Source organism: Aeromicrobium sp. UC242_57 (assembly GCF_044452305.1).
In the GTDB taxonomy this organism is placed as follows: domain Bacteria; phylum Actinomycetota; class Actinomycetes; order Propionibacteriales; family Nocardioidaceae; genus Aeromicrobium.
The window spans coordinates 350,240-370,637 of record NZ_JBIOAM010000001.1 but is presented as its reverse complement, the minus strand read 5'-3'; the positions used below and the strand labels follow the sequence as shown (position 1 = coordinate 370,637).

The 20,398-nt window shown below is 66.8% G+C and carries 26 protein-coding genes, 1 other RNA gene and 1 pseudogene; 15 read left to right on the top strand and 13 right to left on the bottom strand.

Going from position 1 to position 20,398, the window contains the following annotated elements; all coding sequences use genetic code 11:
- The first annotated feature begins 156 nt into the window (after window positions 1-156).
- From ACHMWU_RS02495 to ACHMWU_RS02470, 6 genes are all read left to right on the top strand, one after another.
- Window positions 157-1,068, top strand: coding sequence for a fatty acid desaturase family protein (locus ACHMWU_RS02495; RefSeq protein ID WP_396041517.1), 912 nt, complete (start codon window positions 157-159; stop codon window positions 1,066-1,068).
- Window positions 1,065-1,268 carry a hypothetical protein gene (locus ACHMWU_RS02490; protein WP_396041516.1) on the top strand — a complete coding sequence of 68 codons (204 nt, stop codon included), beginning with the start codon at window positions 1,065-1,067 and terminating at the stop codon, window positions 1,266-1,268. The genes ACHMWU_RS02495 and ACHMWU_RS02490 overlap by 4 nt, the downstream gene beginning before the upstream one ends.
- Before the next feature lie 74 nt (window positions 1,269-1,342).
- Window positions 1,343-2,635, top strand: a complete 1,293-nt coding sequence (locus ACHMWU_RS02485; RefSeq protein WP_396041515.1) for an NAD(P)/FAD-dependent oxidoreductase — start codon at window positions 1,343-1,345, stop codon at window positions 2,633-2,635.
- Window positions 2,632-3,375, top strand: coding sequence for a DUF1365 domain-containing protein (locus ACHMWU_RS02480; RefSeq protein ID WP_396041514.1), 744 nt, complete (start codon window positions 2,632-2,634; stop codon window positions 3,373-3,375). Before ACHMWU_RS02485 ends, ACHMWU_RS02480 begins: the two co-directional genes overlap by 4 nt.
- Window positions 3,372-4,598 (top strand): class I SAM-dependent methyltransferase, encoded by a 1,227-nt coding sequence (locus ACHMWU_RS02475; protein WP_396041513.1) that lies wholly within the window; start codon window positions 3,372-3,374, stop codon window positions 4,596-4,598. Before ACHMWU_RS02480 ends, ACHMWU_RS02475 begins: the two co-directional genes overlap by 4 nt.
- 3 nt (window positions 4,599-4,601) lie before the next feature.
- Window positions 4,602-4,886, top strand: coding sequence for a WhiB family transcriptional regulator (locus ACHMWU_RS02470; RefSeq protein ID WP_396041512.1), 285 nt, complete (start codon window positions 4,602-4,604; stop codon window positions 4,884-4,886).
- Window positions 4,887-4,906: 20 nt separating this feature from the next.
- On the opposite strand, the gene ACHMWU_RS02465 is transcribed toward ACHMWU_RS02470, so the two are convergent.
- The 5 genes and pseudogenes from ACHMWU_RS02465 to ACHMWU_RS02445 all read right to left on the bottom strand — a co-directional run bounded on the left by ACHMWU_RS02465 (window position 4,907) and on the right by ACHMWU_RS02445 (window position 9,339).
- The gene (locus tag ACHMWU_RS02465) at window positions 4,907-5,158 is read right to left on the bottom strand and encodes a hypothetical protein (RefSeq protein ID WP_396041511.1); all 252 of its coding nucleotides are present in this window, start codon (window positions 5,156-5,158) and stop codon (window positions 4,907-4,909) included.
- A gap of 188 nt (window positions 5,159-5,346) precedes the next feature.
- Window positions 5,347-6,423 carry a DUF3152 domain-containing protein gene (locus ACHMWU_RS02460; protein WP_396041510.1) on the bottom strand — a complete coding sequence of 359 codons (1,077 nt, stop codon included), beginning with the start codon at window positions 6,421-6,423 and terminating at the stop codon, window positions 5,347-5,349.
- Window positions 6,416-7,591 carry a hypothetical protein gene (locus tag ACHMWU_RS02455; protein WP_396041832.1) on the bottom strand — a complete coding sequence of 392 codons (1,176 nt, stop codon included), beginning with the start codon at window positions 7,589-7,591 and terminating at the stop codon, window positions 6,416-6,418. The genes ACHMWU_RS02460 and ACHMWU_RS02455 overlap by 8 nt, the downstream gene beginning before the upstream one ends.
- Before the next feature lie 411 nt (window positions 7,592-8,002).
- Window positions 8,003-9,107: pseudogene (locus tag ACHMWU_RS02450) on the bottom strand (bifunctional glutamine-synthetase adenylyltransferase/deadenyltransferase); the annotation flags it as partial.
- Window positions 9,108-9,120: 13 nt separating this feature from the next.
- Window positions 9,121-9,339 carry a hypothetical protein gene (locus ACHMWU_RS02445; protein WP_396041509.1) on the bottom strand — a complete coding sequence of 73 codons (219 nt, stop codon included), beginning with the start codon at window positions 9,337-9,339 and terminating at the stop codon, window positions 9,121-9,123.
- 328 nt (window positions 9,340-9,667) lie between these two features.
- Here ACHMWU_RS02445 and ACHMWU_RS02440 point away from each other — a divergent pair, with 328 nt between their 5' ends.
- Window positions 9,668-9,889: a YciI family protein gene (locus tag ACHMWU_RS02440; protein WP_396041831.1), complete on the top strand. Its 222-nt coding sequence runs from the start codon at window positions 9,668-9,670 to the stop codon at window positions 9,887-9,889.
- On the top strand, window positions 9,870-11,132 hold the full coding sequence (locus tag ACHMWU_RS02435) for an RNA polymerase sigma factor (protein ID WP_396041508.1): 1,263 nt from the start codon (window positions 9,870-9,872) through the stop codon (window positions 11,130-11,132). The genes ACHMWU_RS02440 and ACHMWU_RS02435 overlap by 20 nt, the downstream gene beginning before the upstream one ends.
- A gap of 3 nt (window positions 11,133-11,135) precedes the next feature.
- On the opposite strand, the gene glnA is transcribed toward ACHMWU_RS02435, so the two are convergent.
- Entirely contained in the window at window positions 11,136-12,473 is a 1,338-nt protein-coding gene (gene glnA, locus ACHMWU_RS02430; RefSeq protein WP_396041507.1) for a type I glutamate--ammonia ligase, read from the bottom strand.
- Between the two features lie 77 nt (window positions 12,474-12,550).
- Between glnA and ACHMWU_RS02425 the strand changes: the two genes are divergently transcribed.
- Window positions 12,551-13,435 carry a nitrilase-related carbon-nitrogen hydrolase gene (locus ACHMWU_RS02425; protein WP_396041506.1) on the top strand — a complete coding sequence of 295 codons (885 nt, stop codon included), beginning with the start codon at window positions 12,551-12,553 and terminating at the stop codon, window positions 13,433-13,435.
- Window positions 13,342-14,301, top strand: a complete 960-nt coding sequence (gene nadE / locus ACHMWU_RS02420; RefSeq protein ID WP_396041830.1) for an NAD(+) synthase — start codon at window positions 13,342-13,344, stop codon at window positions 14,299-14,301. Before ACHMWU_RS02425 ends, nadE begins: the two co-directional genes overlap by 94 nt.
- 11 nt (window positions 14,302-14,312) lie before the next feature.
- Here the strand turns inward: nadE and ACHMWU_RS02415 are convergent, their stop codons facing one another.
- Complete coding sequence (locus ACHMWU_RS02415) at window positions 14,313-14,894, bottom strand: helix-turn-helix domain-containing protein (RefSeq protein WP_396041505.1); 582 nt, start codon at window positions 14,892-14,894, stop codon at window positions 14,313-14,315.
- A 46-nt stretch (window positions 14,895-14,940) separates the two neighbouring features.
- Between ACHMWU_RS02415 and ACHMWU_RS02410 the strand changes: the two genes are divergently transcribed.
- The 3 genes from ACHMWU_RS02410 (at window position 14,941) to panB (ending at window position 16,746) form a co-directional block, all read left to right on the top strand.
- Complete coding sequence (locus ACHMWU_RS02410) at window positions 14,941-15,522, top strand: class I SAM-dependent methyltransferase (protein WP_396041504.1); 582 nt, start codon at window positions 14,941-14,943, stop codon at window positions 15,520-15,522.
- The gene (locus ACHMWU_RS02405) at window positions 15,495-15,773 is read left to right on the top strand and encodes a hypothetical protein (protein WP_396041503.1); all 279 of its coding nucleotides are present in this window, start codon (window positions 15,495-15,497) and stop codon (window positions 15,771-15,773) included. The genes ACHMWU_RS02410 and ACHMWU_RS02405 overlap by 28 nt, the downstream gene beginning before the upstream one ends.
- A 106-nt stretch (window positions 15,774-15,879) precedes the next feature.
- Window positions 15,880-16,746, top strand: a complete 867-nt coding sequence (panB, locus tag ACHMWU_RS02400) for a 3-methyl-2-oxobutanoate hydroxymethyltransferase (protein WP_396041502.1) — start codon at window positions 15,880-15,882, stop codon at window positions 16,744-16,746.
- Window positions 16,747-16,755: 9 nt separating this feature from the next.
- Here the strand turns inward: panB and ACHMWU_RS02395 are convergent, their stop codons facing one another.
- Window positions 16,756-17,040, bottom strand: a complete 285-nt coding sequence (locus ACHMWU_RS02395) for a hypothetical protein (protein WP_396041501.1) — start codon at window positions 17,038-17,040, stop codon at window positions 16,756-16,758.
- A complete protein-coding gene (locus tag ACHMWU_RS02390; protein ID WP_396041500.1) occupies window positions 17,037-17,228 on the bottom strand; it encodes a hypothetical protein in 192 nt (63 codons plus the stop codon). The genes ACHMWU_RS02395 and ACHMWU_RS02390 overlap by 4 nt, the downstream gene beginning before the upstream one ends.
- A 51-nt stretch (window positions 17,229-17,279) precedes the next feature.
- Here ACHMWU_RS02390 and map point away from each other — a divergent pair, with 51 nt between their 5' ends.
- Complete coding sequence (map, locus tag ACHMWU_RS02385) at window positions 17,280-18,137, top strand: type I methionyl aminopeptidase (protein ID WP_396041499.1); 858 nt, start codon at window positions 17,280-17,282, stop codon at window positions 18,135-18,137.
- Here map and ACHMWU_RS02380 read toward each other — a convergent pair.
- Window positions 18,121-18,894 (bottom strand): aldo/keto reductase, encoded by a 774-nt coding sequence (locus tag ACHMWU_RS02380; protein ID WP_396041498.1) that lies wholly within the window; start codon window positions 18,892-18,894, stop codon window positions 18,121-18,123. The genes map and ACHMWU_RS02380 overlap by 17 nt on opposite strands.
- A gap of 169 nt (window positions 18,895-19,063) precedes the next feature.
- On the opposite strand from ACHMWU_RS02380, the gene ACHMWU_RS02375 reads away from it, so the two are divergent.
- On the top strand, window positions 19,064-19,303 hold the full coding sequence (locus ACHMWU_RS02375) for a hypothetical protein (protein ID WP_396041497.1): 240 nt from the start codon (window positions 19,064-19,066) through the stop codon (window positions 19,301-19,303).
- 9 nt (window positions 19,304-19,312) lie between these two features.
- On the opposite strand, the gene ACHMWU_RS02370 is transcribed toward ACHMWU_RS02375, so the two are convergent.
- The 3 genes from ACHMWU_RS02370 to rnpB all read right to left on the bottom strand — a co-directional run bounded on the left by ACHMWU_RS02370 (window position 19,313) and on the right by rnpB (window position 20,386).
- A complete protein-coding gene (locus tag ACHMWU_RS02370) occupies window positions 19,313-19,678 on the bottom strand; it encodes a DUF5615 family PIN-like protein (protein WP_396041496.1) in 366 nt (121 codons plus the stop codon).
- On the bottom strand, window positions 19,675-19,905 hold the full coding sequence (locus ACHMWU_RS02365) for a DUF433 domain-containing protein (protein WP_396041495.1): 231 nt from the start codon (window positions 19,903-19,905) through the stop codon (window positions 19,675-19,677). Before ACHMWU_RS02365 ends, ACHMWU_RS02370 begins: the two co-directional genes overlap by 4 nt.
- Before the next feature lie 57 nt (window positions 19,906-19,962).
- An RNA gene (gene rnpB / locus ACHMWU_RS02360) (RNase P RNA component class A) lies at window positions 19,963-20,386 on the bottom strand.
- Window positions 20,387-20,398: the final 12 nt, after the last annotated feature.

Genomic DNA, 20,398 nt, shown 5'->3' with positions numbered 1-20,398 from the left:
GCCCAAGAACGCCCCGATCAAGCCGCGCAGCGCCAGCAACCACAACGCGGCACCGCTGACCCTGATCAACCCTCACACCGACAAGCCGGCCACGATCGGCCTCGACTACATGACGTACGAGCAGCTGCGACGAGTTCGGCCTCGCAGCTCGACGCCGTGCGTCAGCGCGTGCTCGACGACCTGGGTCAGAAGGACGCCGACTACATCCGTCGCGTCATCAAGGCGCAGCGCGCCTGCGAGGTGCTGGGTCGCATCGGCATCTTCATGCCGTTCTTCCTGCCCGCGTTCATCGCCGGCATCGTCCTGCTCGGCCTGGCCAAGATCCTCGACAACATGGAGATCGGCCACAACGTCATGCACGGCCAGTACGACTGGATGAACGACCCCATGATCGACGGCTCGAAGTACGACTGGGACAACGTCGCTCCGGGTGAGGACTGGAAGCACGGCCACAACTACATCCACCACACGTACACCAACATCCACGGCATGGACCGCGACATCGGCTACAACTTGCTGCGGATCGATGCCGACCAGCCCTGGTACGGCACCCACCGGTTCAACCTGCCGTTCGCCTTCGTCCTGATGCTGTTCTTCGAGTGGGGCGTGATGTATCACGGCATCGAGCTCGACCAGTACCTTCAGGGCAAGATCTCCAAGGCCGACTTCCAGGCCCGCAAGAAGCGCGCCATGAAGAAGATCCGCGGCCAGATCGCCAAGGACTACCTCGCCTACCCCCTGCTGGGTCTCGCCCTCGTGCCGTTCGTCGGCTGGTGGGCACCGCTCGCGATCCTGGGCGCCAACCTGGCCGCCAACGTCATCCGCAACATCTGGACGTTCTGCATCATCTTCTGCGGCCACTTCCCCGCCGAGGTGCAGACCTTTGCCGAGGAGGACGCGCAGAACGAGAACCGCGGCCAGTGGTACTTCCGCCAGATCCTCGGCTCGGCCAACATCACCGGCCACGCACCCTTCCACGTCCTGACCGGCAACCTGAGCTACCAGATCGAGCACCACCTCTTCCCGACATCCCGGCTCGTCGCTACCCCGAGGTCGCCGAGGACGTGAAGCTGCTCGTCGAGAAGTACGGCCTGCAGTACAACACCGGCCGCTTCTCCAAGCAGATGTTCTCGGTCGTCCGGCAGCTCGCCAAGCACGGCAAGAAGCCCAGCGACCCGTACAAGATCGGCAACAGCCCCGAGTCGAAGGCGCTGCGCCGCGCCAAGCGAGAAGAGGCCGCGCGTCGCCTCGAAGAGGTCAATGCGTAACACTTGAGCGCATGATCAACGTCACGTCTGCCCCCGCGACCCATCCGGTTGCCGGTCGGTAACGAACAACGAGCATGACGACACCTTCCCCGCGACGCCGTGTAGCCGTGATCGGCTCCGGCGTCGCGGGTCTCTCCGCCGCCTACGTCCTGCGCCAGGACGCCGACGTCACGGTCTTCGAGACCGATGGACGCATCGGTGGTCATGCGCACACGCACACCGTCGCCGACCGCGACACGACACACCGCGTCGACACCGGTTTCATCGTGCACAACGACCGCACGTACCCGCTGCTGCGTCGACTGTTCGCCGAGCTCGACGTCGAGGTCCACCCGACCGAGATGAGCATGAGCATCCACTGCGACGGCTGCGGGCTCGAGTATGCCGGCGGACGAGGCGGCAAGGGCATCTTCGCCCAGCGCCGACGTCTGCTGGACCCGCGCTACACCACGATGCTGCTGGGCGTGAAGAAGTTCGGCAAGCTGGCCCATGCTTTGCTGGATGCCGACGAGTCGGCCTCCGAGCCGCAGACGTACGGCGACTTCTTGCGCATTCACGGGTTCAGCGACTACTTCATCTCGCACTACGCGATCCCGGTCGTGTCGTGCGTGTGGTCGTCCGGACACGAGACGGCGCTGGAGTACCCTGCTCGATACCTGTTCGAGTTCCTCAAGCACCACGGTTTCCTGTCGATCAAGGGATCACCCCAGTGGTTCACGGTCGTCGGCGGATCAGGAACCTACATCGACAAGGTCACCGCCGCGATCGCCAGCAGTGACGCAAGCAGCGTGCGGGCCGGAGTCGGCATCCGGGCCATCACTCGCAAGCCCGACGCCGTCGAGCTGATCGACACGCAGGGCAACCTGCACACCGCCGACGCGGTCGTCATCGCCACGCACGCAGATGACGCCCTGGCGCTGCTGACCGATCCGACCGATGACGAGCGCAGCGTGCTCGGATCGTTCGACTACTCGCACAACGAGGTCGTGCTGCACCGCGACCCGTCGCTCCTCCCGCAGGCTCCGGCGGCGCGCTCGGCATGGAACTACCGGATGGACGGCTGTGCCACCCGCAGCGAACGTTCGGCCGTGACCTACTGGATGAACCGTCTGCAAGGCATCGAGAGCACCGACCCGTTCTTGGTGACGTTGAATGCGACCGAGCACATCGCACCCGATCGGGTCGTGTCCACGATGTCGTACACCCATCCGATCTACACCCCCGAGTCCGTCGCGGCGCAGCAACGTCTGCGCGGCCTGTTCACCGACCAGACGGTGTTCGCCGGCGCGTACCACGGCTGGGGCTTCCACGAAGACGGTTGCCGTTCGGGCGTCGAGGCGGCCGCTGCGCTCGGGACGCACTGGTGAGCACGTCGCTGCCACCCCTGCCGGCACTGGTCGAGGGAACTGTCGCGCACACCCGCCGCACGCCGCTGCGCCACAGGTTCTCCAACAAGGTCTACCAATGGCTCGTCGACGTCGACGAGCTGCCCCGCCTGCGCTGGCCGCTGAGCGCCTTCTCGACGTTCAAGGCCGCCGATCACATCGGCGATCCGCAGGCGACGATCCGCGCCAACATCGAGCGCTTCTGCGCGGTCGAGGGAGTCGACATCGCCGGCCACCGCGTGCTGATGCTCGCGAATGCGCGGGTGCTGGGACACACCTTCGACCCGCTGAGCGTGTTCTGGGCGATCGCGCCGAACGGCACCCTGACCTGCATCGTCGCCGAGGTGCACAACACCTACGGCGAGCGCCACGCCTACCTGCTGCGGCCCGACGAAGACGGTCGCAGCCAGGTCGACAAGGCGTTCTACGTGTCACCGTTCTTCACCGTCGAAGGCAAGTACGACCTGCAGTTCACCCTGACCCCCCAGCGAGTCTCGTCCAGCGTGATCCTGCGCCAAGGCGGTGAGGCCGTGTTCAGCGCGATGTTCCGCGGCGTCCCCCACGCGGCGACCCGAAGCCGGCTGACAAAACTTCTCATCAAAATGCCGCTCATGACCCATCGCACCAGCTTGCTGATCCGAATACATGGTGTATGGCTATGGATCCGCAGGCTGCCGGTAGTACCCCGTCCGGCCCACGCACCTCAGGAAGGCACACGATGACACAGATCGCCACTGCCCGTTGGCCCGGAATCGCGCACACCCCGCGCACCCCCCTCAAGGCCCGAGCTGCCAAGGCAATTCTCAAACCCACCGTCAACCGGATACCCGTGCAGGTCTCCTTCGCCGACGGCACCCGGTGGGGCGCGGTGGTCCGGACTCCCCGAGATGCAGATCGTGCGACCGAAGGCGTTTTCGCCCGGCTCGGCGCCGAGAGCAAGATCGGACTCGGCGAGGCGTACATGGCCGGTGACTGGAACGCTGCTCCCGGCACCGACCTGGCCGACCTGCTGTCGCCGTTCGCCGACCGCATGGCTCACCTGGTGCCCGAGAAGCTGCAGACGTTCCGTGCGTTCGTCGACCAGAAGCTGCCCCACCACCAGCGCAACTCGGTCGCTGGATCACGCAAGAACATCGAGGCCCACTACGACCTGTCCAACGACCTGTTCACGCAGTTCCTCGACCCCTCGATGAGCTATTCAGCGGCCTGGTTCGAGAGCCCCACGCAGTCTCTCGAAGACGCGCAGATGCGCAAGATCGACGGGATCCTCGACCAGGCTCACGTCGGTGCCGGCACGCGCATGCTCGAGATCGGCAGCGGCTGGGGAGCCCTGGCCATCCGGGCCGCCCAGCGCGGCGCGAAGGTCACCACGATCACGATCTCCAAGGAGCAGGCGGTCCTCGCCGAAGAGCGGTTCGCCGAGGCGGGCGTCGACGTCGACCTCCAGCTCGTGGACTACCGCGAGGTCACCGGTGAGTACGACGCGATCGTCAGTGTCGAGATGATCGAGGCGGTGGGTGAGGAGTACTGGCCGACGTACTTCGCGACGATCGACAAGCTACTCGCTCCCGGCGGGCACGTCTCGATCCAGGCGATCACGATGGCACACCACCGCTACCTGGCGACCCGCAACTCGTACGGCTGGATCCAGAAGTACATCTTCCCCGGCGGCCTGATCCCGTCGCTGGAAGCAATCGACGCGACACTGGCAGAGCACACCTCCCTGGCCGTGACCGACCGGCGCTCGCTCGGGCTGGACTATGCGCAGACCTTGCAGCAGTGGCGCGACCGGTTCAACGCCAACTGGGACGCGATCCGCTCGCAAGGCTTCGACGAGACCTTCCGACGGATGTGGGAGTTCTACCTGGCCTACTGCCAGGCCGGATTCAGCGTCGGCTACATCGACGTCTTCCAGATCCAGATGTCGCGACCGACGGAGGGCTGACCCATGGCCTCGATCGCCCGGCTGCCCATGCCGATCCAGGAGACGTACGAGTGGCAGTACCGCGGCGCCTGCCGTGAAGTCGACCCCGAGACGTTCTTCTCCCCCGACGCCGAACGCGGTCCGCGCCGTCGTTCACGCGAAGCCGCAGCCAAGGCCCTGTGCGCGGTGTGCCCGGTCGTCCAGCAGTGCCTCGAGCACGCGTTGGCGGTCCGTGAACCCTACGGAGTGTGGGGCGGACTCAACATCAACGAGCGCGAGAGCATCCTCCAGGCCAAGAAGGCCTGCTGAACTGTGCAGGCGCTGACCCCTCAGGAGCGGCGGGCGGCGAACGTCCTCCATGGGGTCGGCGCCTCGCCGCGCCTGAACTTCGAGCACGGCACTGTCAGAGCATCACTGTCACCGCGGGCCGTCGACCGCAGGCACTCCTGGCAGTTGCCGTGGTGATGCTCCTGGGAGTGATCGCACTTTGCGCACAGATCAGCGGGCAACGCTGGCTGGGGCACGAACACCCAGTACGCCAGAAAGGCCAGACCGATGGCTGCTGCACCCCAGTGACCCACGTCTCGATCGCCAGGACGGCAAGACACACGAAGGAGAGGACCTGCACTCCGACATTCAGCACGAATGCCACGCGCGCTGGCAACCTCGGGATCTTCACCGCACGAGCGTACTGATCGACGAGGTCAGAAGCCGAACCGCGAGGTGTGCAGCTCGCCCTTCTTGGGCCACGGGTTGATCTTGCAGCCGTTCAGTCCCTTGGACTGTTGCTGCATGACGGGTGCCAGCGGCCCTTGCCGCCACACGAGGCATGTCCGCGCTCGAACCAGTGGCCGGTCTCATGGTTGACGACCATGTGACGGTAGTTGCGCAGCGTGCCCTTCTTGGCGTTCCAGGCCGGGGTGGCCTTCTGCCAGCGGGTCTGGTTGATGATGACGTTGCGGCCGACCCGGCAGCTGTACGTCGTGCTGCACACCGACGAGAAGCTCGGCACCTTGGACGCCTGGCTGAGCACGAGGGTGAAGTCACCGCCCTTCGACACCCGCTTGAACCGGACCCCCATCGCCCGCCAACCACGCGGGTCGTCGTAGGTCTGCTGGGCCAGCTTCTTGAACGTCGAGAGGCTGGCGGTGATCTTGCCGCGCGTCGTGACGCTGTAGGTCACGGTCTTGCGCACACCTCGCACGTGCTGGCCGGTGACGGCTGCGGACTGCGAGGACGTCGTGACGAAGCCGGTGCGGCGCACGGTGACCCGCAGCCTGAGCTTGGCACCCACGTCGGACGGGCCGACCCGGTACGTCTTGCCCGTGGCACCGCGGATCGGCTTGCCGTCCCGGAGCCAGCGGTACTCGTAGCTGCCCACGGCGTTCGACCAGCGCCCCGAGGAGCCCTTGAGCCGGTGGCCGTACTTCGAGCTGCCAGAGATCTTCGGGCGAACCGTGTTGGTGAAGCGCGCGGCCATGACCGGCGCCGTCGGCGCTGACGACGCGGCGACCGGCGTCGTGCCGGTGCGCGAACCCGTGACCTGCACCGTGATCGGCCGGCCGACGTCGGACGAGCTGCCGAGCTTGTACGTCGCGGCATTCGTGCCGACGGGCGTCGCCCCGCGGAACCACTGGTAGGACAGCGTGACGTCGGCAGGCAGCCAGGCTCCAGGCTTCGCGGTCAAGGTCTTGCCGTACTGAGGCGTGCCAGAGATCGTCGGCGTCCCCGGCGTGATGACCGGCTCGGCGGCTTGCGCCGGAGCCACCAGAAGCAGCGAGGTGCCGAGCAGCGCAGCTGCGATCAGGGCGATCGTCTGGCGAGCCAGCTGCCGACTGCTATTCATAGAAGATCCTCTCGACGACCTGGCGGGCGTGCCGGGTCGCCCGCAGGTAGTCGTCGTTGAGTCGTTCGCCCTGGTCCATGCCGTAGCCCAGCAGGTGGGCGACGCCCGCCCGGTCTCCTGCGTGCTCGACCATCGACTCGGCGGCCTTGCCGCGCATCAGCACCACGGCGTTGCGGATCTGGCTGACCAGCCGCCACGCCGCCTCCAGTGTCTCGCCGTCGCTGGCGCTCACCAGGTCTGCCTCGACGGCAGCGTGCAGCGCGTCGAGGGTCCGGGTCGTCCGGAGTCCTGGCACGGCGTGCGCATGCTGCATCTGCAGCAGCTGCACCGTCCACTCGACGTCGGCCAGGCCACCTCGACCGAGCTTGAGATGAGTCTTGGGATTGGCACCCCGTGGCAGGCGTTCGGAGTCGACGCGAGCCTTGATCCGCCGCACCTCGCGGATCTCGGCCTCCGTCGCCCCGCCTTCGGGCCAGCGCAGTGGATCGATGAGCGCCGTGAAACGTTCGCGCAGACCGAGATCGCCGATCGCCGCATTGGCCCGGAGCAACGCCTGGGCCTCCCACACCGCCGACCACTTCTCGTAGTAGGCACGGTAGGAGTTGAACGTGCGGACGAGCGGACCGTTCTTGCCCTCGGGACGCAGCTCGGCGTCGACCTCGAGCGCTGGATCGTCGCCAGCGGCCGCGAGCATCTTGCGCAGTCCCTGAGCCACGGCCATTGCTGCGGAGGCGGCCTCACCCTCGTCCGCACCGTCGTACGGGTCGTGCACGAACATGACGTCGGCATCCGAGCCGTAGCCCGCTTCTCCGCCGCCGAGCCGGCCCATCAGGACGATGGCCATACGGGTAGGCATCTCACCCCGTTCGGCCTCGACAGCCGCGGTGGACGCCTTGAGCGCCCCGGCAAGAGTCGCAGTCGACACGTCGGTCAGCGCATCGCCGACCTCGATGATGTCGAGCCTGCCCAGCACGTCGGCGATCCCGATGCGCGACAGCTCGCGGCGCCTGACCCGGCGTACGGCCCGGATAGCGTCCTGCGAGTCACGGTGGCGTCCTGCCGCCAGGTCGACCTCGGTCATCAGACGTTCACGATCGAGCGGTCGCAGCTCGGCGTTGTCACCGAGCAGAGCGACCGAGTCGGGAGCCCGCAGGATCAGGTCGGTCACGTACCGGCTCGACGACAGGACCCGCGCCAGCTGTTCGGCGCCCTCCCCCTCGTCACGGAAGCTTGCGCAGGTACCAGTGGGTCTCGCCGAGGCCTTCGGAGATCTTGCGGAAGGCCAGCAGGCCAGCATCCGGATCAGGCGACTCGGCGAACCACGCCAGCATCGCCGGCAGCAGCGACTTCTGGATGGCGGCTCGGCGTGACAGGCCGGACGTGAGCGCCTGGATGTGCGCCAGAGCACCCTTCGGGTCGGCGAAGCCGAGAGCCGTGAGACGCTGCTCGGCCGCCAGCGGGGTGAGTCGCAGCCCGTCGGTCGGCAACGATGCCACGGCCTCGAGCAGCGGCTGGTAGACAGCAGCTTCTCGTGCAGCCGACGCACGATCCGCCGGTGCGCCTGCCAGTCCTTGGTCAGGTTGTCCGCCGGGCTCTGGCGGTACCCCATGCTGCGACCGATGCGCCGCAGGTCCTCCGGATCGTCCGGGACGATGTGGCTGCGGCGCAGCTTGAACAGCTGGATGCGGTGCTCCAGCGTGCGCAAGAACTCGTACGCCTCCTCCATCGCGGCCCCGTCTCGACGACCGACGTAGCCACCTTCGATGAGGGCGCGCAGGGCCACGAGGGTCGTGGGCGAGCGGAGCGACTCGTCGGCGCGTCCGTGCACGAGCTGCAACAGGCACCGCGAACTCGACGTCGCGCAGCCCACCCGCGCCCAGCTTGAGCTGACGCTCCTTGTGGGCCTGCGGGATGTGGTCGATGACCCGGCGCCGCATCGCCCGCACGTCGGTCACGAAGTGCTCGCGGGTGCTGGCGAACCACACCATGGGGTTCAGCGCGTCGATGTACCCCTGCGCCAGCTCTTCGTCGCCGGCGGCGTAGCGGGCCTTCAGCAGCGCCTGGAACTCCCAGGTGCTCGCCCACTTCTGGTAGTACGTGACGTGGCTCGACAAAGACCGCACGAGTGGCCCGTTCTTGCCCTCGGGACGCAGCTCGGCGTCGACCTCCCAGATCGTCCCCTCGCCGGTGTGGTCGCGGCACAACCTCATCACTGTCGAGGCCAGCCGGGTCGCGACGGAAGCCGCGTCGTGCTCGTCGGCACCGTCGACCGGCTCATACACGAAGATGACGTCGACGTCGCTCAGGTAGTTGAGCTCACGCCCGCCGGTCTTGCCCATCGCCATGATCGTGAGGCGGCACTGATCGGCGCCGGGCTCGTTCGCCCGGGCGATGCGCAGCGCACCGCCGAGCGTCGCCACCGCCAGGTCGGACAGCTCGGCTGACGACTGCTCGAAGGACGTCAGCGCCGTCAGGTCGCGTGCCGCGATGCTGAGCAGCATCCGGTAGTAGGCGACGCGCAGCTCGTCGGCCGTCGTCGCTGCCTCCATGACCTCGCGCCGCACCGACAGCTGGATCGGCACCTCCGAGAGGCTCTTGGCGCCGAGGTCGTGCAAGAACTCGGGGTGTCTCGACAAGAAGACGCCGAGCGCCTCGCTGGTACCGAGCACGATCAGCAACCGCATCCGCAGGACGCGATCAGTGTCGAGCAGCGTCAGCAGCGGCTCGGAACCCATCCGCGAGGCGATCGAGCTGCAGCGAAGCCAGCGCAGTGTCAGGGCTGGCCACGGAGGTGATCTGTTCCAGCAGGTCGTCCGGCACGTCGCCCAACGTCCGCAAGTTCATGACGGCGACCTCGCCGTCCCGAAACCCCTTGCGAGCCAGTGCCACTGCCAGATCACGTGCGTCGGTTGCCACCTCAGCAGGCTACCTGCACATCGCAGAAAGAAAATCTGGTGGACATGTCGATCTGCCCCTCGCCTGTTCGAAGTACTGATGAGAGGGTCGATCCACGGCCCACCATCCGCACCCAGACACCCGCAAGGAGTCACCACCATGAAGTACATGCTGATCATGCGCAGCCCGGTCGAGTTCGAGATCCCCGAAGACTTCGACTTCAACGAGATCATCAACGCGATGGGGGCCTACAACGAGTCGTTGATCAACGCCGGCGTCCTGCTCGCCGGCGACGGACTCGCACCGCCGGAGGAAGGGTTCGTCGTCGACTTCGACTCGACTCCCCCCGATCGTCACCGACGGGCCCTACGCCGAGGCCAAGGAGCTGTTCAACGGCTTCTGGATCATCCAGACCTCGACCAAGGAGGAAGCAGCCGAGTGGGCCAAGCGCTGCCCTCTGGGCCCCGGCACGCGTCTGGAGGTGCGCCGGGTGACCGAGACCGAGGAGTTCGACCAGTCCAACGAGTACGTCCAGAAGGAATATGAATGGCGTGAGCAGCTCCGAGGATGATCTGCGGCGCCAGGTCGACGCGATCTGGCGCATCGAGTCGGCCCGCGTCATCGCCACGATGACGCGGGTCGTCGGCGACTTCTCGTTGGCCGAAGACCTCGCGCAGGACGCCGTCGTCGACGCGCTCGCGCAGTGGCCGCGCGACGGGGTGCCGCCCAACCCTGGGGCCTGGCTGACGACAGTGGCCAAGCGCAAGGCAATCGATCGGCGCCGACGGCTCCAACGTCTGGACGACCGGCACGCGGTGATCGCCCACTCGCTGACCGAGCAGCAGCGTCTCGACGCGGGCGACGTCGCACCGCCGTCGGACGTGGATGCCGTCGACGACGACGTCCTGCGGCTGCTGTGCACCGCCTGCCACCCCGTCCTGCCGCGGGAGTCACAGATCGCGCTGACGCTGCGCGTCGTGGGCGGCTTGACGACTGAGGAGATCGCCCGAGCGTTCATGGTGCCGGTCGCCACGGTGCAGCAACGTATCGTGCGCGCCAAGAAGACCATCAGTGCAGCCGACATCCCGTTCGAGGTGCCCGACCGCGACGAGTTCGCCGCCCGGCTCGGCTCGATCCTGCACGTCATCTACCTGATCTTCAACGAGGGCTACTCCGCCACGTCAGGTGACACCTGGATGCGCACCGACCTGGCTGACGAGGCGATCCGGCTGGCCCGGATCGTCGCAGCGCTCGTGCCCCAGCAGCAGGAGCCGCACGCCCTGCTCGCACTGCTCGAGCTCCAGGCGTCCCGGTTCGCCGCCCGCCTCGACGCCGACGGCGAACCGGTCATGCTCGCCGACCAGGACCGCCGACGGTGGGACCACCAGCAGATCCGCCGCGGAACTGCGGCCTTGGCCCGCGCCGATCAGCTCGGATCAGGACGCGGCGTCTACGCACTGCAGGCCGCGATCGCCCAGTGCCACGCCGTCGCGGGCTCGACGGACGACACCGACTGGGAGCAGATCGTCGACCTCTACTCGGCGCTCGGCGAGCTGAGTCCGTCGCCCATCATCGAGGTCAACCGTGCGGTGGCGATGTCGATGGCGCGCGGGCCAGCTGCGGCGCTGGTCGTGATCGATGCGCTGGTCGACGGCGGCGCACTCGCCGGGCATCCGGTGCTGCCGAGCGTCCGCGGCGAGCTGCTCGCCCGCCTGGGTCGACATGACGAGGCCCGCGCCGAGTTCGTGGCAGCAGCTGGCCTCACCCGCAACGAGCAGGAGAAGTCCATGCTGCTGGCGAAGGCTGAGGGATGACCCTCACACCATGGGCATGAGCCGGTCGATCTCGAACTGGGTGACCTCGGAACGGTAGTCCTGCCACTCCGCGCGCTTGTTGCGCAGGAAGAAGTCGAAGACGTGCTCGCCGAGCGTCTCGGCGACCAGCTCGCTGGTCTCCATCGTGCGGATCGCCTCGTCGAGGTTGCGCGGCAGGGGCTGGATGCCCATCGCGCGACGCTCGTTCTCCGACAGCGACCAGACGTCGTCCTCGGCCTCGGGCGGCAGGACGTACTTCTCCTCGATGCCCTTGAGCCCGGCGGCGAGGATCAGCGCAAAAGCCAGGTAGGGATTGCACGCGGAGTCGATCGCCCGGTTCTCGACCCTGGCCGAGTTGCCCTTGTGCGGCTTGTACATCGGCACGCGGATCAGCGCAGAACGGTTGTTGTGGCCCCAGCAGACGTAGTTGGGGGCTTCTCCGCCGCCGGCCAGACGCTTGTAGGAGTTGACCCACTGGTTGGTGACAGCGGTGATCTCGGGGGTGTGATGCAGGACGCCGGCGATGAAGGCCCGTCCGGTCTGCGACAGCTGGTACTCGGCACCGGCCTCGTAGAACGCGTTCTCGTCGCCCTCGAACAGCGAGACGTGCGTGTGCATGCCCGATCCGGGGTGCTCGGTGAACGGCTTGGGCATGAACGAGGCCCACTTGCCTTGGCTCAGCGCGACCTCGCGCACGACGGTGCGGAACGTCATGATGTTGTCGGCGGTCGAGAGCGCGTCGGCGTACCGCAGGTCGATCTCCTGCTGGCCGGGGCCGCCTTCGTGGTGACTGAACTCGACCGAGATGCCCATGTTCTCGAGCATCGTGATGACCTCGCGACGGAAGTCCTGGCCGCCGCCCTGCGCGGTGTGGTCGAAGTAGCCGCTGTCGTCGACCGGCACCGGGCGGTCGCCCTTGTCGGGCTTGCCCTTGAACAGGAAGAACTCGATCTCGGGGTGTGTGTAGAACGTGAACCCGGCTTCGGCGGCCTTCTGCAGCGCGCGCTTCAGCACGTGACGCGGATCGGCGTACGACGGGGTGCCGTCGGGCATCAGGATGTCGCAGAACATGCGCGCCGTCGCCGGCGTCTCACCACGCCACGGCAGGATCTGGAACGTCGACGGGTCGGGCATCGCGAGCATGTCGGCTTCATGGACACGCGCGAAGCCCTCGATCGCCGAACCGTCGAAACCGATTCCTTCGGCGAAGGCACCCTCGAGCTCGGCCGGTGCGATCGCGACCGACTTCAGGGATCCCAGGACATCGGTGAACCACAGACGGACGAAACGCACGTCGCGCTCTTCGAGCGCACGGAGGACGAATGCTTCCTGTTTTCCCATGGGCCAAGTCTCCCACGCGGATTGTTACGTCCATGTAACAAGGCGGGGGTGTGCGGGGTCGGCACTAGGGTTGTCGCATGCCTCAGCTGCGTCTTGCCCTTGCCCAGGTCAATGCCACGGTCGGTGATCTGGCCGGAAACGCCGATCTCGTCGTCCAGTACTGCAAGGAGGCCGCGGCGCAGGACGTCCATCTCGTCGTGTTCCCCGAGATGGTCCTGACGGGCTACCCGATCGAAGATCTCGCGATGAGAGCCTCGCTGATCAAGGCTTCACAGGCCGCGATCGAAGACCTGGCCGTCCGGCTGGAGGCCGAAGGATGCGGCGATGTCGTGGCGGTCGTCGGCTTCCTCGACCAGGCTGTCGACATCGTGGACGGGCTCGGCATCCCCAAGAACGCCCCGCTCAACTCCGTCGCGGTGATCCACGGCGGCGCGATCGTGGCCCGTCAGGCCAAGCACCACCTGTGGAACTACGGTGTCGGCGACGAGATCCGCAACTTCGTCGCCGGCCACACCATCAACATCATCCAGATCGGCGGCATCGACGTCGCCCTCGCGATCTGTGAAGACCTGTGGCGCGACGGCCCCTCGGCTGCCGCCAAGGCCGCCGAGGCCGCGCTGCTCGTCGTGCCGAACGGCTCCCCGTACGAGGCCGACAAGGACGACGTCCGTCTCGACCTGTGTTCACGCCGGGCCCGTGAGGCGACTGCGTCCTGGCGTACGTCAATCTCGTCGGCGGACAGGACGAGCTCGTGTTCGACGGCGACTCGATCGTGGTCGACCAGCTCGGCACGGTGCTCGGCCGCTCCGGCCAGTTCGCACCCGAGCTGTTGGTCGTCGACCTCGACCTGCCTGCCGCGACGCCGACGATGCCCGGACAGGACGAGCGTTTCGGGGGTCTGGCGATCAAGCGCACGATCATCAGCTCTGAGCCCCACCCGGCGTACGAGCCGCGCGCCGTGACGGTCTCCGACCGGATCTCGCGTCACGAGGAGATCTACACCGCGCTGGTGACGGGGCTGCGCGACTACGTGCAGAAGAACGGCTTCTCGTCGGTGCTGTTCGGCATGTCCGGCGGGATCGACTCGACACTCGTCGCCGCGATCGCGGTCGACGCGCTGGGACCCGACAAGGTCTTCGGTGTCTCCAACCCCAGCGCGTGGTCGAGCGAGCACTCCAAGTCCGATGCCGCCGAGATGGCCCGCCGCACCGGTCTGAACCTGCAGACCGTGCCGATCGCACCGATCTTCGACCAGTACCAGGAGGCCCTCCACCTCGACGGTGTCGCCGAGGAGAACCTCCAGGCCCGTATCCGCGCCGTGATCTGGATGGGACTGTCCAACCAGCACGGCCACCTGGTGCTGGCGTGCGGCAACAAGTCAGAGCTCGCGACCGGCTACTCCACGATCTACGGCGATGCCGTCGGCGGCTACGCGCCGATCAAGGACGTGCCCAAGACCTTGGTGTGGGAGCTTGCGTCGTGGCGCAACGCACGAGCCGTCGAGCTCGGTGAGACGCCGCCGATTCCCGAGGACACCATCACCAAGCCCCCGTCGGCCGAGCTGCGTCCCGGCCAGTTCGACTCCGACTCGCTGCCGCCCTACGAGCTGCTCGACGCAGTGCTCGACGCGTACGTCGAACGCGACCTGGGTTCGGCCGACCTGCTGGCCGAGGGCTACGACCCGGCCCTGATCGAGCGGGTCATCGGCCTGGTCGACCGGGCCGAGTACAAGCGTCGCCAGTACCCGCCGGGACCCAAGGTCTCGCGACGCAACTTCGGTCGCGATCGCCGGGTGCCGATCACCCACCGTTGGCGCGAGCACCTGTAGGCGAGCGCCGCTCAGTCGTGCAGGTGGGACCGCTCACCGTCGGGATCGAGGATCACGATGATCTCGGCGGGGCCACCGGCTGCTCCGAAGGCGTGCGGCACCATCGTGGAGAACTCAGCCGCCTGGCCGGCCTCGACCTTGATCGTGCGATCCCCCAGCACCAGCAGGACAGTTCCGGACAGCACTGTGAACCAGTCGCGGCCAGGATGGACCGGCAGCTCGCCGTCGGTCGCCGGCGGTCTAGTCAGCCGCACCTTGGCGACCTTCATCCCGCGGGGTCCCTGATCGCGAGACAGCACCCACGTGGTCATGCCACGAGCGTCGTTGCGGCTCGGTCTGATGACGACGTCCTGGTCGTCGTCGGGCTCGACCAGGTGGTCGATCGACGTTCCCAGCGCTCGGGCGATGGCCGTGAGCTGGTCGAGGCCGATGCGGCGGTGCCCCGTCTCCATGCGGCTGAGCGTCGAGGCACTGAACCAGCAGCGTTCGGCCAGCTCGTCGAGCGACCAGCCCTTCGCGATGCGCAGTGCGCGCACCCGCTGCCGGACCAACGTCTCGATCTCGCGGCCCTCACGGTGATTATCTTGCGTCATACGCAAGATCCTATGCTCTGAACGCAACTCCACCTAGCCTGGAACCATGAGCGAACACCAGCACGACCAGCACCACGACCACCACGGCCTTGCCGAAGTCCTCGATCTCGACGCCGAGATCTTCGCGACCACGCTGCAGGGGATGTACGACGACATCGACCAGGCGGCCGACTCCCCCGTGCGGTCGATCCTCGATCTCGGCGCGGGCACCGGCTCCGGGACGTTCGGGCTGCTGCAGCACTTCAGCGATGCCCACGCCGTCGCCGTCGACACCTCCGCCGACATGCTCGCGCACCTCGAGCAGCAGGCAGAGCACCTAGGACTGAGCGACCGGGTCACGACGCTCCGTGCAGACCTCGACGAAGAGGTGCCGCCCGTGCGGGACGTCGACCTCGTCTGGGCATCTGCGTCGCTGCATCATCTGGTCGATCCAGACCGCACCCTGGCACAGGTCGCTGCGACGATCCGCCCCGGCGGACTGATGGCCGTCGCCGAGCTGGACGGGTTCCCACGCTTCGTCCCCGACGAGACACCCGGCGGAGCTGCCGAACGGCGGGCTCACGGCTGCTCGCCGCCGACCGCGCGATCGACCTGCCTGCCATGGGCAGCGACTGGGGACCACGACTAACCCGAGCGGGGCTGGTCGTCGAGAAGCACCGGACGATCTCGGTCGAGCTCGCGCCTCCCGTCCCGACCAACGTCGGGCGGTACGCGGCGACCCTGCTGGCGCGCATCCGCAGTGCCGTGGCCGACCGCCTCGGTGCCGACCTGCCGGCTTTCGACGCACTGGTCGACGGCGGACCCGACGACGTCCGCCACCGGGCTGACCTTCGGGTCAGCGCCGAGCGATGGCTGTGGATCGCGCGGCGTCCCCGATGACCGGCTATGACTTGATTCACAGTTCGTGGCGTCGGCGGTCTGATCTGGCACGCTGGAGACATCCGTGGACTCCATCAGGAGCCGCGAGACGAACAGGAGAATCATCATGGCTGACGCCACCCCTGAAGAGGCTGCTCCGTACGGCTCCGGGCCGACCACCCCGCCTGCAGCGCGCAAGCGGATCCGGACCCACACGCTGCAACAGATGAAGCAGCGCGGCGAGAAGTGGACGATGCTGACGGCATACGACCAGTACACCGCCGCAACCTTCGACGAGGCCGGAGTCGAGGTGCTGCTCGTCGGTGACTCGGCGTCCAACAACGTCTACGGCAACGACACGTCGCTGCCCGTCACGGTCGACGAGCTGATCCCGCTAGTTCGCGCCGTGTCGCGCTCGGCCAAGCACGCGCTCGTGCTGGCTGATCTGCCGTTCGGCTCCTACCAGGGCTCGCCCCAGCAGGCGTTCGACACTGCCGTGCGGTTCATGAAGGAAGCCGGAGCGCATGCGGTCAAGCTCGAGGGCGGCCTGGCGATGGTCCCTCAGGTCAAGCTGCTGACCGATGCCGGCATCCCCGTGTGTGCGCACATCGGCTTCACACCGCAGGCCGAGCACAACCTCGGCGGCTACCGCGTGCAGGGTCGTGGAGACAACGGCGCCCGGGTCATCGAGGAGGCCAAGGCACTCGAAGCCGCCGGTGCTTTCGCGATCGTCATGGAGATGGTCCCCGCCCCCGTCGCCGCCGAGGTGACCAAGGCGCTGACCATCTCGACAGTCGGCATCGGTGCCGGAGTCGACTGCGACGCACAGGTGCTGGTCTGGCAGGACATGCTGGGTCTCAACTCCGGCAAGGCGCCGCGGTTCGTCAAGCGGTACGCCGATCTGCACAGCGTCATGCTGCAGGCGACCGAGGCGTACGTCGCCGACGTCAAGACCGGCGCGTTCCCGGCCGAGGAGCACTCCTTCCTGGAGTGATCGTCGGTCTCAGGCAGACCAGTCCAGCAAGCGCGCACCCGCCACGGCGTAGACGACCCACACCACGACGCCGACGACCGGGACCCACATGCACCAGGTCGGGTGGGTGCGCGCCCAGCGCACGACGAGCCACACCTGCGGGACCAGCAACGCCAGGGCGATCACGACACCCCACCAGGGTGCGAACAGCACGGTCGAGACCGAGCACCACAGCACCATCAACAGCCCGACAGCGCCGATCCACGGACCTGAACGCTCGAGCTCGAGACCTCCCCGTCGACGTCGCCGTCTCATTCCTTCGGCGGCTCGTCGTTCCAGTCAGGATCTTCGTCCCAGCTCTTGGTCCGCTCGGCTGCGATCTCCAGCGCATGCTCGGCCTGCTCGGCCGTGTCGTACGGGCCGAGGCGGTCGGCAGCGCGGCAACCCTTCTCGCCCTCGACTCGTGAGTGCTTGGTGCAGTAGTAGAACTTCTCGTCGCTCATGCCTCCATAGTGCCGCAACCGGCGCGTGAGCGCCCCGACTAAACTCTCGGGGTGACTGCCCTGACTGCCGGCCGCGTGTCGGCCCCGCGTGCCGTGCCCGACTCGATCGAACGGCCCGAGTACGTCGGACAGATCGCACCACTGCCCTACAAGGGTTCTCTCGTCCGCGATGCCGAGACGATCGCTGCCATGCGGATCGCCGGAAGGATCGCCGCACAGGCTCTCGACGCCGTCGAGGCGGCCATCGCTCCAGGCGTCACGACCGACGAGCTCGACCGGGTGGGCCACGAGTTCGTCATCGCCCACGGCGCCTACCCCTCGACGCTCGGCTACCGCGGCTACCCCAAGTCGTTGTGCAGCAGCGTCAACGAGGTCATCTGCCACGGCATCCCCGACGACCGTCCCCTCGAAGACGGCGACATCGTCAACATCGACATCACGGCCTATGTCGGAGACGTGCACGGCGACACCAACAAGACCTATCTCGTCGGCGACGTCGACCAGGAGTCACGGCTCCTGGTAGAGCGCACGCACGAAGCCACGATGCGAGCGATCCGCGCGGTCAAGCCCGGGCGCGAGATCAACGTCATCGGCCGGGTCATCGAGACCTACGCCAAGCGGTTCGGCTACGGCGTCGTGCGCGACTTCACGGGGCACGGCGTTGGACCGGCCTTCCACGACGGACTGGTCATCCCGCACTACGACGACCCGTCCTACGACACCGTCATCCAGCCCGGCATGACCTTCACGATCGAGCCGATGCTTACCCTCGGCTCGATCGAGTGGGACATGTGGGACGACGGCTGGACCGCCACGACCCAGGACAAGTCACGCACCGCACAGTTCGAGCACACCCTGCTCGTGACCGCTGACGGCGCAGAGATCCTGACCCTCAGCCAACCCAGTTGAACTCGTCCGGGTCGGGCCCGGTCCGCTCACCCTTGTCGAGTGCGGAGATGAATCCGAGCTCGGAGCCGTCGAGCTCGAAGTCGAAGATGTCGAAGTTCTCCTCGAGCCTGCTGCGGGTGACCGACTTGGGGAAGACGATGTCTCCACGCTGCACGTGCCACCGCAGGACGACCTGAGCCGGGGTCTTGCCGTGCTCGGCGGCGATGCCCGCGATCACGGGATGGTCCAGCACGAGACCCTGGGCGAGCGGCGACCATGCCTCGGTCGCCACGCCGTGCTCGGCGTTGACCGCGCGTACCTCGTCCTGGATCAGGAACGGGTGCACCTCGACCTGGTTGACCGCCGGAACGACGTTGGTCTCCTGGACGAGGCGACGCAGATGGTGCGGCTGGAAGTTGGACACCCCGATCGAGCGCGCACGACCTGAGGCGTACACCTCTTCGAGCGCGTTCCAGGTCTCGACGAAGTCGACCTCGATCCCTGGCAGCGGCCAGTGGATCAGGAACAGGTCGATCGACTCGATGCCGAGGCGTTCCAGCGACTCGTCGAAGGCCGCGAGCGCGTCGTCGTGGGCGTGGAACGAGTTGTTGAGCTTGCTGGTGATGAACACGTCGTCGCGAGCCAGGCCCGACTCGGCGAGTGCCTCGCCGACGCCCTTCTCGTTGCCGTACATCTGCGCGGTGTCGATGTGGCGATAGCCGACCTCGAAGGCGGTCAGCGTCGCGGCCTTGGTCTCGTCGGGCTCGATCTGAAACACGCCGAATCCCAGCTGAGGGATCGAGACACCATTGTTCAGGGCAACTACGGGGGACAGTCATACTTCGACACTACCCACGGTGTCGAGACGCCAAACCGATTGCCGAGATGCCAGCTCCGCTAACCAAATCCCTCGGCGCTCGTTAGCCCTGTGAAGAAGGGTGGGAGCCATGCATCAGGTGACGCTCGACATGCAGATGAGCAGCGACGACGCCCTCGCGACCGTCGTCACGGCACTTCACGCCATCCCGGACGTCGGGCTCGACGCCCCTGGCCAGGCCGTCGACCGGCACCTCATGGTGACGATCGTGACCGATGATCCAGACGTCGTCGACATCGTGCGAGAGATCACCTGGCAGTTCGATCCGCTCGCGATCCAGCACTCGCTATTCCTGGGTGTCGCGAGCTGAGGGTGCAGCTCAGGTGATCGGGAGCCGCCTGATCCGGATGCGATCGTCGGTGAACACGACTATCGAGCCGTTGTCGAGATCGTCTACGACCGCTTCCAAGTTCGCCAGCAAGACCTCTGCCTGATGCTCCGGCCCGCGGTTGCCCTGCCTGAACAACACCACACTTGGCATCGAGGCGGCGCTGTTTGCAAGCAGTTCTCCGAAGTCAGTATCTGATGAAATCAGTACCCGCTGCTCATCGCGAGCTGCACACAAGACGTCTACATCCGGGCACCCCTGAAGCCCCAGTACGAGCACATGGGTCACATCGTGCCCAGCTTGCTCCAAGAATGACGCGAGTCGAGCGCTGATGCACTCGTCGAGGAGGAATCTCACGCAGGCCGACGAAGCGGCAGTTGACGCTCGGCGACTGCGTCGGCAGCAAACTCCAGCGCCGAGGCCACATCTGCGGCTTCCAACGTCGGATAGTCATCCAAGATGTCGTTGACTGAGCAACCTTGAGCGACTAGACCGACGACCACTGCCACCGGCACGCGAGTGCCGCTGATACACGGCACACCGCCCATCACCAAGTGGTCAACCACGACTCGAGGTTCAGTCATGCCTCACAGTCTAGGCGAAATGCCAGACGAAAACTCCTACGAACGGGTTCCTGAGGGCGAGTGAGTCGGCCTGTAAGCCGGATCCTGTCCAGCCCACGACCGGAGTCGAGGGCCTGTGCGACCATCCATCTGGGACGCCCATTGCTGGACGCCTCGTGCAACCTACCCGCTGACAACGGACGAGCAGCCCGTCAGCGCAGACCCTCCTCGCCGAAACGAGGCGGGTCCTCTTGGTCTTGCTCCCGGTGGGGTTTACCTAGCCGTCCCGGTCACCCGGAACGCTGGTGAGCTCTTACCTCACCGTTTCAGCCTTACCCGCACCCTTGCTCCGAAAAGCAGGGGCCGCTGGCGGTCTATTCTCTGTGGCACTGTCCCGCACGTCACCGTGGGTGGCCGTTAGCCACCACCGTTGCTCTGTGGAGTCCGGACTTTCCTCGACGTACGCCCTGACGGGGCACGCCGCGGCCGCCCGGCCGACTCACTCGCGCCCCGA

Excerpts from the sequence above, each read along its gene's own strand:
- ACHMWU_RS02485 (WP_396041515.1), top strand. The coding sequence starts at position 1,343 with ATGACGACACCTTCCCCGCGACGCCGTGTAGCCGTGATCGGCTCCGGC.
- ACHMWU_RS02475 (WP_396041513.1), top strand. The coding sequence starts at position 3,372 with ATGACACAGATCGCCACTGCCCGTTGGCCCGGAATCGCGCACACCCCG.
- ACHMWU_RS02470 (WP_396041512.1), top strand. The coding sequence starts at position 4,602 with ATGGCCTCGATCGCCCGGCTGCCCATGCCGATCCAGGAGACGTACGAG.
- ACHMWU_RS02460 (WP_396041510.1), bottom strand. The coding sequence starts at position 6,423 with ATGAATAGCAGTCGGCAGCTGGCTCGCCAGACGATCGCCCTGATCGCA.
- glnA (WP_396041507.1), bottom strand. The coding sequence starts at position 12,473 with ATGGGAAAACAGGAAGCATTCGTCCTCCGTGCGCTCGAAGAGCGCGAC.
- ACHMWU_RS02425 (WP_396041506.1), top strand. The coding sequence starts at position 12,551 with ATGCCTCAGCTGCGTCTTGCCCTTGCCCAGGTCAATGCCACGGTCGGT.
- nadE (WP_396041830.1), top strand. The coding sequence starts at position 13,342 with ATGCCCGGACAGGACGAGCGTTTCGGGGGTCTGGCGATCAAGCGCACG.
- ACHMWU_RS02415 (WP_396041505.1), bottom strand. The coding sequence starts at position 14,894 with ATGACGCAAGATAATCACCGTGAGGGCCGCGAGATCGAGACGTTGGTC.
- ACHMWU_RS02410 (WP_396041504.1), top strand. The coding sequence starts at position 14,941 with ATGAGCGAACACCAGCACGACCAGCACCACGACCACCACGGCCTTGCC.
- ACHMWU_RS02405 (WP_396041503.1), top strand. The coding sequence starts at position 15,495 with ATGGGCAGCGACTGGGGACCACGACTAACCCGAGCGGGGCTGGTCGTC.
- panB (WP_396041502.1), top strand. The coding sequence starts at position 15,880 with ATGGCTGACGCCACCCCTGAAGAGGCTGCTCCGTACGGCTCCGGGCCG.
- ACHMWU_RS02395 (WP_396041501.1), bottom strand. The coding sequence starts at position 17,040 with ATGAGACGGCGACGTCGACGGGGAGGTCTCGAGCTCGAGCGTTCAGGT.
- ACHMWU_RS02390 (WP_396041500.1), bottom strand. The coding sequence starts at position 17,228 with ATGAGCGACGAGAAGTTCTACTACTGCACCAAGCACTCACGAGTCGAG.
- ACHMWU_RS02375 (WP_396041497.1), top strand. The coding sequence starts at position 19,064 with ATGCATCAGGTGACGCTCGACATGCAGATGAGCAGCGACGACGCCCTC.
- ACHMWU_RS02365 (WP_396041495.1), bottom strand. The coding sequence starts at position 19,905 with ATGACTGAACCTCGAGTCGTGGTTGACCACTTGGTGATGGGCGGTGTG.